The organism is Photobacterium phosphoreum, from assembly GCF_002954725.1.
In the GTDB taxonomy this organism is placed as follows: domain Bacteria; phylum Pseudomonadota; class Gammaproteobacteria; order Enterobacterales; family Vibrionaceae; genus Photobacterium; species Photobacterium phosphoreum.
The window spans coordinates 761,634-774,534 of sequence record NZ_MSCQ01000002.1 but is presented as its reverse complement, the minus strand read 5'-3'; the positions used below and the strand labels follow the sequence as shown (position 1 = coordinate 774,534).

At 39.6% G+C, this 12,901-nt stretch carries 9 protein-coding genes and 1 tRNA gene; 9 read left to right on the top strand and 1 reads right to left on the bottom strand.

From position 1 onward, the window contains the following. Positions 1-7: 7 nt before the first annotated feature. Both BTO21_RS15675 and BTO21_RS15670 read left to right on the top strand, forming a co-directional pair. Positions 8-556 (top strand): OmpA family protein, encoded by a 549-nt coding sequence (locus tag BTO21_RS15675; RefSeq protein ID WP_082056819.1) that lies wholly within the window; start codon positions 8-10, stop codon positions 554-556. Positions 557-572: 16 nt separating this feature from the next. Continuing rightward, positions 573-3,338 (top strand): DUF11 domain-containing protein, encoded by a 2,766-nt coding sequence (locus tag BTO21_RS15670; RefSeq protein WP_045028399.1) that lies wholly within the window; start codon positions 573-575, stop codon positions 3,336-3,338. 127 nt (positions 3,339-3,465) lie between these two features. On the opposite strand, the gene BTO21_RS15665 is transcribed toward BTO21_RS15670, so the two are convergent. Then, positions 3,466-4,599, bottom strand: a complete 1,134-nt coding sequence (locus BTO21_RS15665) for an SEL1-like repeat protein (RefSeq protein WP_105026902.1) — start codon at positions 4,597-4,599, stop codon at positions 3,466-3,468. A 62-nt stretch (positions 4,600-4,661) separates the two neighbouring features. Here BTO21_RS15665 and BTO21_RS15660 point away from each other — a divergent pair, with 62 nt between their 5' ends. From BTO21_RS15660 to BTO21_RS15635, 7 genes are all read left to right on the top strand, one after another. After that, positions 4,662-5,258 carry a hypothetical protein gene (locus BTO21_RS15660; protein WP_045028397.1) on the top strand — a complete coding sequence of 199 codons (597 nt, stop codon included), beginning with the start codon at positions 4,662-4,664 and terminating at the stop codon, positions 5,256-5,258. Positions 5,259-5,607: 349 nt separating this feature from the next. Then, positions 5,608-5,699: transfer RNA gene (locus BTO21_RS20105), tRNA-Sec, on the top strand. A gap of 98 nt (positions 5,700-5,797) precedes the next feature. Beyond that, a complete protein-coding gene (selA, locus tag BTO21_RS15655) occupies positions 5,798-7,219 on the top strand; it encodes an L-seryl-tRNA(Sec) selenium transferase (RefSeq protein ID WP_232573772.1) in 1,422 nt (473 codons plus the stop codon). Then, positions 7,219-9,069: a selenocysteine-specific translation elongation factor gene (gene selB, locus BTO21_RS15650; RefSeq protein WP_045028396.1), complete on the top strand. Its 1,851-nt coding sequence runs from the start codon at positions 7,219-7,221 to the stop codon at positions 9,067-9,069. Before selA ends, selB begins: the two co-directional genes overlap by 1 nt. A 336-nt stretch (positions 9,070-9,405) precedes the next feature. Next, positions 9,406-10,020 carry a 4Fe-4S dicluster domain-containing protein gene (locus tag BTO21_RS15645; protein WP_045028394.1) on the top strand — a complete coding sequence of 205 codons (615 nt, stop codon included), beginning with the start codon at positions 9,406-9,408 and terminating at the stop codon, positions 10,018-10,020. After that, positions 10,017-11,948: a proton-conducting transporter transmembrane domain-containing protein gene (locus tag BTO21_RS15640; RefSeq protein ID WP_045028393.1), complete on the top strand. Its 1,932-nt coding sequence runs from the start codon at positions 10,017-10,019 to the stop codon at positions 11,946-11,948. Before BTO21_RS15645 ends, BTO21_RS15640 begins: the two co-directional genes overlap by 4 nt. Further along, positions 11,948-12,901 (top strand): respiratory chain complex I subunit 1 family protein, encoded by a 954-nt coding sequence (locus BTO21_RS15635; protein ID WP_045028391.1) that lies wholly within the window; start codon positions 11,948-11,950, stop codon positions 12,899-12,901. Before BTO21_RS15640 ends, BTO21_RS15635 begins: the two co-directional genes overlap by 1 nt.

Here is a 12,901-nt window from a genome sequence, read left to right as displayed (position 1 = left end):
GAAATAAATGATGAAATTTGCAATGACAGTTTTATTTCTTAATAGCTTATTACTCAGTGGTTGCGTCAGTGACCGAGCTATTTACGCAGAATACGGCAAGTTAGAATGTGGTAATAATACGCCACCGCCGGCTCCGATTGAAATCGTGGTTGATGCTACAGAACCTTGGCCAACAGTGATTAACTTTGGTTTTGATGAGTCGCATACCGTCGGTGCTCAACATCAAAAACTGATGTCTGCTGCAATGATTTTAAAACAAAATCCAAGCTTAAATGTGGCGGTGATAGGCTCTGCTGATTCATCAGGACAGAATGCTTATAATGATGTGTTAGCAAAAAAAAGAGCTAAATATATTACTCATGCTCTTGAGCAACAAGGAATTTCTGCTTCTCGTATTGTCACTATGAGTACTGGAGCAAGAGAGCAATTTATTATGACTAATAATAAGCAGCGCAATAGAGTAAATCGTCGAGTACAGCTGATTTTATTAGGTGATGATTTTAACCCTGTTAGTCTGCAATATAAAACGGCTACTGATCATTTAAGTGCGCAATAGTGCAAGGGAGCTTCATATGAACGTCTTCTATAGGTTAGTTATTAAATTAAGTTTTTTAGTGATGGCAAGTGTGAGTTTTTGTGCTTTTGCTTTAACTGAATCAGGAACTGTAATTAAAAACCAAGCAGGGGCAACGTATCGTGATAGTGCTGATATTTTACGTAGCACGACATCGAATTTAGTTGAAACGTTAGTCCAACCTGTAGCTGCACTGACGTTGATCAATGATCAGTCTAAATTAGGTGCGCCCGGGCGTACAGTTACTTTTAATCATGTATTAACCAATACCGGTAATAATACCGATAGTTTTACACTGGATTATGTTATTCCTGCAAATGTGATCACTGGCGCATTGGTTTATCCTGATGCTAATAATGATGGTGTTGCTGATGCGGGGTCGTCACCGATAGCCTCCGGTGATACGGTTGGGCCACTTGCGCCCGGCGAGAGTTTTGATTTTGTTATCGTGGGTGATATTGATGCCGGCGCTGCAATTAATGCCTCGAACAGTATTACAGTAACAGCGACCAGTCAGGCAGTAACGGTTGATGGCATTAGCGTGGCAAATGGTGCTGTGGGTACACAAACAAATACAGATACCTTAACCGTGACAAATTTACCCATTATTGAGGTAACTAAAGCATTAAGTGCAAGTGAAGGTGCATCACCAAGTGGCCCTTATACCGTGACATTTACTTATACTAATGTTGGCTTAACTAATATGGATCCACTGCAAACTAACGGTGTGATTTTAAGTGATATGTTACCAGAAGGCATGCGCTTTAATGGTGGTGTTGCATGGAGTGTTTCTGGTACAACCGTCAGCGCATCAGGGGTGACAACAGGTGCATCAGAAACGTCAGGTGATCATGATTTAGCCTTTACCACTTGTATTGCACCTAGTGCTTCGTGTAGTGACAATGATGAAGTTATATTCACTATGGACGGTTTAGCGAGTGATGAATCGGCGACCATCAGTTTTGAGGTTAATATTGATTCTGGCTTAGCAACTGATACATTATATAACACGGGTGTATTTGGTTTTGATGAAGATAACCTTGGGTCTGTTGATTCAAGTGAACAAGGTAAATACAATACCAACCGCGTTCCTTTTTTAATTACAGCGAACTATGCCGTTATTGCTAATAATGGTGGCTGTGATATTGGTAGTAATGATACCAACTGTGATGGTAGTGATGACACTAATCATGAAATAGTAGAAGTCGCCACAGCAACCCAAGGTGAGCGAGTACATTTTACTAACTATATTTGGAACCGTGGTAATGCAGAAGATATTTTTAATATCACATTAGATAATTCGACATTCCCTGCGGGCACGAGTTTTTTCTTCTACAAAAGTGATGGTGTGACACCGTTACTTGATACTGATAACGATGGCAAGCCTGATACTGGTATTGTTCCGGCATTAGGTGAAGCATGTTTGCCATATCATGTTACAGATAGTGCAGGCACGTGTGGTTATAAAGTGATATTAGTGGCTACATTGCCATCATCCACAACAGGGGGCCCTTTTCAAGTAGTGAAAACGGCAACCTCTTCAAATAACACGGCAAAATCAAACACCGTAACTGATAAGTTGGGCAGTATTATTGCGAGTACTGTTGATTTAACCAATAATTTCCGCGCAGAAACAGGACTAACTCAACAAGATAGCTGTGATGCCGCTGATGATAATTGTGGTTTTGGTGCTGGAACAGAAACAACGCCTGTTTCAATTAATACAGTAGCACCAGGGGAAACAACCCGTTTTACGCTTTATGTAACTAATACATCAGGTACCGCTGATAGCTATGAATTGCAATACAGCAACAGTGATTTTGCAGTTAATACATTACCAACGGGTTGGACTGTTTCATTTAAAGATGCGACTGATAATGTGATTTCTAATATTCCCGTGTTGGGCCCTGATGGTGCAGTCATGGTATATGCAGATGTCACGATTGATGCAAATGCACCATCTGCACAGCAATCCATTTACTTTAAAGTTATCTCTGCTGCGACTGGTGCGAGTGATATCAAGCATGATGCAATAAATGTTGATAATAGTAATATGTGTATAGCTTTTGAAGCTAATTCAGAAGGTGTAACACATGCAGGAGGGGTTATTGTTTATAAACATATTGTGCGTAATAACAGTAATGATGCGTTTACAAATATTGCACTCAATATTTCAAATTCACATCCTAATTTTACTGTTGTTATTTACGAAGATACTCTTGCTGATGAACAATTAACTTCCGATGATAATGCAATTACTGAGATAGCATCGTTAGCAGGAAATGAAGTAAAAGTCTTCTTCGTTAAGATTTTCACTCTCGGGACGACAACGCAAGGTGCTAAAAATATTACGACAATATCTGCGAATGTAAGTTGTGGGACGGTACAGTTGATCGATGTTACCACTATTGCTAATACCAATATGAAAATTATAAAAGAACAAATGCCAGATTTAAGTTGTACAGGTATACCCAATGATTCTTTATATGTAACAACGACATTTTCGGTTTCACCAGGACAATGTATTATCTACCGCTTAACAGCTGAAAATATTGGTATTGAAACGGCCAAAAATGTTAAGTTGAATGATGCGTCACCATCTTATACGACATTTAATGTTGTTCCTAATGTGCTACCTGATATATCAAAAGGTAGCGTAAATGCAATTGTAGATGGTTCAACAGGATCTATTATTGGAAGTATTAATGATATTGCTCCTGGTGAAAGTGAAACACTTGAGTTCGGCATCAGAATAGATAACTAGTTATCGTTTACTTGTAACGACAACACTTGCTTAGTGTCATACTAAGCAAGTTTTTTTTGTTTTAAAAAAGTAATAAAAAACCCACTTTAAAGAAAGTGGGTTTTATTAATAAGAGAGAATAAGAATATTAATCTGTTTTATCAAGAATCGATTTAGCGCGATTATTACCATTTTTTGCTGATTCTGTTAACCAATACTTTGCTTTTTCAATCGAAGACTCAACACCATCACCATTAATATAAATACTTGCAAGGTTATACATTGCACGATTATTCCCATGAGAAGCTGATTTCTCATACCAATAAATGGCTTTCTTATAATCTTGTGTAATTAGATCACCTTGGTCATAAATTTTAGCTAATTCAAAACTTGCCTCAGGGTAACCATTTTTGTCTGACGTTTTAAGTTGGTTTATGGCTATATTAATGTCGTTATCAATAAGTTCTAAATGTTCAATACTTAATGTAGCAAGATCATATAATGCTTTAGGATGATTATCAGCAGCAGCAGCATGAAGGTGAGTAAAACTTTTTTGCGTGTTGACTTGGGTTTGATAAAGACCATTACGGTATATATCACCTAAAACTAAATGAGAATATTGATGTCCTTTTTTTGCTGAACGTTGTAGTAAATCAATGGCCGTTGTGGTTTTTTCATTTAATTCTAGATAAGAAACCGCTAATAAATACGATGAGTACTCGTTGTGTTGATTATTGTCTTTTTCAAGTGTTTTTATTACAGCATCATGTTTTTTTTGAATAAAATACAAATATCCAAGTGAATAAGATGACGGAACATGATTTTTACTATGGTTAACGAGTAAATGAGATTCAGCGTCAGTATAATTGACATTTCCGCCTCGACCATCAATTAACATTAACGCGTAATAGTAACGCGATAAAGAATGATCCATATTGGCTGCTTGCTTATAAAGCTGACGAGCTTTTGTTTCAGAAATAGGAACGAGTACTCCTTCTTCATACAATGCTGCCAAATAAAATATGGCATCTGGATTATTTGAAATAGCACTTATTTTATCAATTTGTTGCTGACGATCTTGCGCTGTTGTCGCTTCATTTTCAATAATTAAAATAGATTTAGATAATGGTGATAAATTTTCAGTTTCATTTTTATTTTCATTAGAAGATATAGATGATGAATTATAATTTTCTTTTTGATGGTCGATAGATTCAGGTAGTTCATTCTTTTCTGTTGAGCAACTAGTTAATATTATTAAACTCGATAATATGAGCCTCTTCATTATTGATTTCTCCTATCCCTGTACTATTGTTAATTTTAGAACATAACTTAAAGGGATGTATTATGCGTTTACTATTTATTTCATTATTTTGTTTATTAATCACATCATGTGCGTCAAGTAATTTAACATCATCATGGGTGGATAAAACTTATACTCAAATGCCGATTAAAAGCACGTTAGTGGTAGCGATGTCAGATAACTTACGGGTTCGACGTATATTCGAAGATGATATGGTACACGACTTTAGAAAGAACGGTGTTAATGCTATTTCAAGCTCACAGTTATTTCCTAATAAATTACCGTCTAAAAATGATATCGCAGGGTATATAAAAGATAATAATACCCAAACAGTCTTTGTTGCTCAGTTAGTCAATATTGAAGATAAGAATATTCGCTATCCTGGAAATAATTATGGTTATGGCAACAGCGTTTCATTCCATAGTTATTATAACGATTCTTACAGTTATATTTATGATGATAGCTACACCGTATCGTATGAGTTTGTAAATGTAGAATTTACTTTGTTTGACACTAAAAGTCATAAGCCTATTTGGTCAACATCATCAGAATCTGTCGATCCTACCAATATGAATGACATTATTGCAGAGTTAACTCATATTTTAATTGAAAATCTACAAGATAATGGGGTAGTGCGATAACCTAATTATTATAAACGCATATTATAGATTAAGCCTTACTATAAAGTAAGGTTTTTTTGTTTTCAGTTTTACGCTAATAATACCAATCACAATAATTTTTTGGCCTAATTTAATGCCTCCTCGCGGGCATTCCCTACAGTGAATGCCCGCGAGGGCGATAGGGAATTTAATGCTTTTAAAATATGACCACTTAATTAATGGGATTGGTGTAATAACGGAATTTAACTTTTGTATGATGAAATATTACGCATTCAGTTAAATTCCTTTAAAGTATGCTGTTATTTGTGCTGAGAATTGATGTAAATCAAATAATAATGACGGTAGTTACATTATTATACACGAGAATTTCGGAATGAGATGAGGTCTGGTGGCCTTCTCGGTCTTCAAAACCGATGTGAGCTGTATAAGCTTTGGTAGGTTCAATTCCTGCCTCTTCCGCCATTTTTCGCGCGTTTAAATGGTTCCACTGTCACTCATACTATCTCTACTTTGAGAAATAGTATGAGTACTATTGTCTGCAATTCAGCCAAGGAACTACCGTGACCACGATAACCTCTTCAGAACTACCATCTTCATCACTTTTGTCATCAAAAAAAACAATAATCAATTATCGTTTACCTCAAATTGAACAACTCCTTCAACATTCAGATTTAGCCGATTATGTGCGCTTATTAAGTCGACCTGTCGTAACAAATACTCTGCGTCAACTTTTTGCGTCTATTCGCCAGCATCCTGACTTTAAAATCCAAGGTGTTAATCATCTTGATGTGATGGCATTAGTGCTTGATAGCTGTCGTCAATTGTACCGCCGTCGCCAGCAACGGGTGATTAATGCAACTGGGATTGCAGTGCATACCAACCTTGGTCGTTCGCCAATTGATGAGCAAATTTGGGATAGTATTAAAGCCGTGAACGTTGGCTATAACAATCTTGAATTGAAATTAAGTGATGGTAAGCGTGGTGATCGTAACGGTTTATTACCAACCTTGATTCAGAGCTGGATTGGCGCTGCAGATTGTGTGGTCGTGAATAATAATGCCGCGTCAGTGTATTTAGTGTTACATGCTTTAGCGGCGGGTAAAGAAGTGATTGTGTCACGCGGTGAGCAAGTTCAAATCGGCGGTGGCTTTCGTATTCCTGATATTTTAGCGCTTTCTGGGTGCAAACTTGTTGAAGTGGGCACCACCAATATCACTACCAGTGATGACTATATTAATGCGATCACTGAAAATACCGCGATGGTATTAATGGTGCATCAGTCTAATTTCTCCATGCAGGGGTTTACTGAGTCACCTGATATTCAGGATGTGGCTGAACGTTTACCTGAGCATGTTTCATTAGTGATCGATCAAGGCTCAGGCTTATCGTCAGAGCAATACGCTCAAAGTGAAGTGTCGTTGCCGCGCTATTTGCAAATGGGCGTTGATTTAGTGTGTTTCTCTGGTGATAAAATTATCGGTGGCCCACAAGCTGGTATCATTGCGGGTTGCCCAAAACTGTGTCAACAATTAGCCAAAAATCCGATGATGCGTACTTTCCGTCCGGGGCGAATTGTCTTATCAATGCTTGAGCAATTATTAGTTCAGAAACTAAACCGTGATCCTGCTGGTTTTGGTGTGGCGCAACAAGCGTTAGATCGTGCCAAGATCAGTCAAACGTTAGCCCAACAATGGGCGCAACGTTGGAAACCTTATGTTCAAGCTGTTCCTCTTGTGATGCAAGTCGGTGGTGGCGCAATTCCTAGTGAAACCTATCCTTGTTATGGTCTAAAACTTACTTTACCAGGTAAAGCACAACTGCATTTAGATGCGCTACGTGATTTACCGACCCCGATTATTGGTTATGTTAATAGTAACCAACTGCTATTAAATGTCGCGACCTTATTAGACAGTGATCATGCTGTCTTTATTGCTCAGCTTGACGATTATATTCAATCTTATATAAATACGGAGGCTAAATAATGGTGGCGATATCAACACATAAAAAACAATATCAAGCTGTTGTTGGTCTTGCTGGTCATGTCGATCACGGTAAAACCGCATTAATTGAAGCGTTAACGGGCATGATAACCGCGCGTCCTCATGAGCAGCAATTAGGCATGACCCAAGATTTAGGCTTTGCGCATTTTCAAGATGATGATGGTAATACTATCGGGGTGGTTGATGTTCCCGGACATGAGCGTTATTTGCGTAATATGGTTGCAGGTGTATGGCATTTAAATGTGTTGTTATTAGTGGTTGCTGCTGATGAAGGTTGGATGCCAATGACCACTTCACATCTTGACGTTGCACATGCAATGGGGATTGAAGATATTGTCGTTTGTATTAATAAGCGCGATAAAGTCAGCGCGGAGCAATTAGCGGAAATAGAAGATCAAGTCTTAGAACAAGTAATGGAACGTAGCGGTTTATTACCTGAAATCGTCACTGTTTCTGCATTGAAAAAAGATAACATTGAAGCATTACGCCAGCTTTTAATTGAAACTGTTCAAGTTAACATTGCACGCCATAAAATCGTTGCTCCAACAAACAGTGATGATAATTCAGTGGTTGAACAAGCGACGGCACCGTTAATGTATATTGATCGGGTGTTTGTGGTAAACGGAATTGGTACGGTGCTAACAGGCACACTCGCACAAGGTCAATTAGCGATTGGCGATAAAGTACGTTGTCATCCATCAAATCTTATTGGTACGGTGCGATCGATTCAGGCTTATCATCAACAATTAACTTCAGTTTCAGCAACATGCCGTGTGGCGGTAAATGTTAAAGGTGTGGGTCGTAAAGATATCGCCAGAGGGCAGTTGATCACTGGTATTAATCAACAGATTACTCTGCGTGATCAGTGCATTGTGCGATTAACCAAAACGGCGATAAAGTTAAAAGTTAAAAAACAACGCCAAGTGGAAGTGGCGATGGGAACGTGGCACGGTACAGCACGTTTGAGCTACATTCCCAATACTGAGTTGGCGCGATTAGTGTTTGAAAAACCAATGCCGTTATTATTTGGACAACGATTAGCGATGATCCAAAAAGGCGGCAGTGGTTTACAACATGGCGCAGAAGTGGTGTGGAGTGATTATATTTTTGGCTATCAAAAGCGCCGTTTATACGATGTACTTAATAACTTACCACAACAATTACAGCCAGAGTCACAACGACAGATGTTGTTAGTGCTACAAGGTTATTTTGAATGTCATGAGGCTGATTTTAAAGCCACAGAACAGCAAACCTTTATTGCGCCTTTTTGTTTTGATAACCAGTGGTTAACGGATATATCGCAACAGCTTGATACATTACTTGGTGCGGGTATTTCGATGGCATCAGCTGAATTATGCAGTCGGTTACGGATCAATGATGACGTGATTGAACTGATCATGCAGCGTTTAAAGCAGCAACAGAAAGTGCATTTAAGTTACGGTAAGTGGTGTGTCGGTCAGGGTGATAATGAAGATGACTTACCTCAAGATGCGCTTGATATATTGCATCAAATTCGTCAGTTTGGCAAAGCAGGGCTTGAGCTAAATAAAATCAAAATTGTTGGCGGTAAAAAGTGGTTACGTCAATTAAGCCATCAAAAATACATTACTGCGCTTGATGAAAATATTTATTTTGATATGGGGGTGTATTTAGATCTTGTTAAAGCGGTGATTGCTGATCATCAACCGCATGATCGTATTACCATGACCGATATTAAAGATCGCACCGAATTAAGCCGTAAATACTCGATTCCATTAGCGAATCGTATGGAAAAAGACGGTTGGGTTAAACGTGATGATGATGAGCGTATTATCCTAAAAGCATGGCAATAAAGGCATGTAGTATAACATTTGATGTCTATTGAAAATGAATAACGCCCCTTACTTAAAACAATAATAAGTACGGGGCGTTTTTTTATATAACCACGATAGGTGTTCAAAAAATGAGCATGGCAATATGGTTGTTCGACAGTTGATGTCGAAATGTGTCGATGCCAACTGTCGAGATTGAAGATGACGACACTTTGATGTTGGTATTTTTATTGTGGAAAGTATTTTTTTACTATTATTTATTTTTAAGTAATTGATATCTAATAATATACGCATAATAATACCTATATGGCATATTTCTTGCTTTAATAGTTTTTTTTGCGATTGACTAGGTAGACAATGAAAAGCTTTGTAATTGCAGATCCTGAGAAGTGTATTGGTTGTGGCACCTGCATGGCAGCATGTTCGACAGTACATAAACAACAAGGACTGCAAAGCCATCCCCGCCTAACCGTGGTTAAATTAGATGATGCCACTGCGCCTGTGATGTGTCGTCATTGTGAAGATGCACCTTGTGCCACTGTATGTCCAGTGCAAGCGATCACCAAGCAACAAGATCGTGTCATGCTCAATGAAACATTATGTGTCGGTTGTACATTATGTGCTGTTGCTTGTCCTTTTGGTGCAATCGCTTTTGATGGTAGTCGACCTGTTGCGATGGCAAATAGTTACGATACCTATATCCCTTCAACCATTCGTTCAAGTAACCCTTCAACTTCCATTCCAAGCACATTTGGTCAAGATATTCTTGCTTGGGAACCGGGAGTAAAGAGCATTGCGGTTAAATGTGATTTGTGTGGTTTCCGTGAACAAGGACCAGCCTGTGCTGAAGTGTGCCCAACACAAGCGATCGTGCTAATCGATGCAGCAAATATCGTTAAAGCACGTGATATTAAACGTGAGTGTGCAGCCGACAGTGCAGCGTCAGCCAAAGGTGGAGCAGTAACACGATGAGCCCATTAGTTTTAGTTTGTTTTGCTTTAATCAGTTATGCCGTCGCTGCGATTTTATCGTATCAAGGGCGTAAAAATGAGCAAGAGAGTTTGCGTCTTGCTGGTGTGATCAGTGCGTTTGGTGGCCTGTTTGGTATCATCGCCGGTATTAGCACTATCGTCTCGGGTTTTGATACTGCCGATGCTACCGCAGCAATGAGCCATTGGTTTAGCATGGATATGTTGTCTGCGCTAATGGTAGTGGTGATTTCTGTGGTCACCATGGCAGCGTCTGTTTATTCGATTAACTACCTTGAAGAGTACTATGGCAAAGGCGGTTGGAAGGTTAATGTACTTTTCAATATTTTTGCTGCAGCGATGACAGCCCTTGTGGTGTCAGCCAATGTAATGGTCTTTATTATCTTTATGGAGATCATTTCACTGGCTTCTTGGCTGATTGTTATCAGCGATGGTAGCGTTCAAAGTAAAAAAGCGGGTTTGCAATATTTTATTGCAGATCATGCCGCCAGCCTATTGGTTGTGGTGGCATTTATGATTGTTGCCTCTCATGCTGATAGCTATCAATTCAGTGCCATTATGCATAACCCTGTTACTGGAGCAACGGCATCGTTGGTGTTCTTATTGGCATTGGTTGGTTTTGGTATTAAAGCGGCAGGTATTGGTTTACATGGCTGGTTACCGAAAGCATATCCGTTAGCACCGTCATATTGCTCAACCTTAATTTCGTGTGTCATGGTAAAAATTGGCATTTACGGTATTTTGAAGTTTGCGATTTTATTCCTTGGTGCAACCCAATTATGGTGGGGTTTCTTAGTGCTAATCTTTGGTGCGGTGTCTTCTGTTCTTGGCGTAATGTATGCGTTGGCAGAACACGATATCAAACGATTATTGGCATACCATACCATTGAAAATATCGGCATCATCTTAATCGGTGTTGGCGTGAGCATGATTGGTATTGCGTCTCATCATCCAGTTTTAGCGCTACTTGGTCTATTAGGTGGTTTATATCACTTATTAAACCACGCGGTGTTCAAAGGCCTATTATGTTTAGGCTCTGGTTCAATCGTATTCCGTATGCATACCAAAGAAATGGATGATATGGGCGGTTTGGCGAAAACAATGCCTAAAACTGCGGCAGCATTCTTAATTGGTACATTGGCAATTTGTGCTTTACCGCCATTAAATGGTTTTGTTTCTGAGTGGTTTATTTATCAATCGCTATTTAGCATGGGTAAAGTCGGTACGGTTGCTAACTTGTTATTTGGTCCGTTTGGCATGGTAATGCTGGCCTTTACGGGTGCGTTAGCGTGTATGTGTTTTGTGAAAGTGTATGGTATTTGTTTTACTGGTGCGCCAAAAACAGAGCAAGCAGCTAATACGCGTGAAGTGGGTCCTGCAATGATCACCGCGACAACATCGTTAGCGGTATTGTGTGTGGTATTAGGTGTTTGTGCACCGTGGATTGCACCTTACTTCTCATTAATCGCATCTTCAATGTTGAACATGGCCCCGGTAACGGTTGCCCATGGTTTGACGGTTTACCCTGCGGTTGCTGATCAAGCTATCCTTTCTACTCCTGTGATTGCGATTGCACTTGCGCTATTAACGTTAGTCCCTGCCGCGTTACTTTATACATTCCGTCAACGTCGTCTTCCGCGTCGTCACCAAGGTGATCCTTGGGCTTGTGGTTACCAATACGAACAGCGTATGACAGTTTCAGCGGCAAGTATCACTCGCCCGATGCGTAATATGTTTGGTTTTATTTATAACAACCGCCAAACGTCATTTACTGAGCGTTTTGTACTGCCTTACTTAAGTAATGGTGGTGAAAATCCAACGCTGGATAGCCGTAAAGTGTGCCGATTCTGCATTATTGTCGTGGTGGTTGTGGTGTTGTTCGTTCCTCTCATTTCAGGAGTTAGTCTCTAATGTCCCCACTTGAAATGCCAACTGCGGGTTGGATTGTATTAGCGATTGTCCAAGCTATCTTAATGTTGATGTTAGCGCCACTTGCGACAGGTTTCTCTCGCGTTATTCGCGCTAAAATTCATTCGCGCCAAGGGCCGGGTGTATTGCAAGACTACCGTGATATTGCCAAATTATTACGTCGTCAATCAGTAGCTCCAGCAAATTCTGGTTTTATTTTCTGGATCATGCCGTGGGTACTTGTAGTAACGATGCTATTAATTGGAATGGCGCTACCGACGGTTACGCAAGTGTCACCGTTTCCAATTTCGGGTGACATTATTACCGATATTTACTTGTTAGCGATTTTCCGTTTCTTCTTCGCATTATCAGGTATTGATTCAAACAGCATGTTTGCGGGTATGGGCAGTAGCCGTGAATTAACGCTGGGTATCTTAGTTGAGCCGATTTTAATTCTGGCGATTGTGGTGGTTGCGTTAAGTGTCGGTACAACTGACTTAGGTTATATCAGTCACGCATTAGCCAATAACACTTGGCATCACCCATTAACCATTATTCTGGCAGGTATTGTGTGTGCGTTTGCATTGTTTATCGAAATGGGCAAAGTGCCGTTTGATAGTGCAGAAGCAGAGCAAGAGCTACAAGAAGGTCCAGTAACAGAGTATTCAGGTTCTGCATTGGCAATGGTTAAACTTGGTTTAGGTTTAAAACAGCTGGTCGTTGCACAGCTATTTCTTGCGATATTTATTCCTTGGGGTAAAGCAAGCAGCTTGAGTTTTGGCGGCTTATTTTCTGCCACCATTATTCTGTTGATTAAACTGTTTGTGGTGTTCTTGATTGCAGGTCTGGTTGAAAACACCATGGCACGTGTACGTTTTACTCAAATTCATCGCACGATTTTCCCTGCGTTTTTGGTGGCTGTATTGGCACTGATATTTTTAATTTTTGGTTGGTAA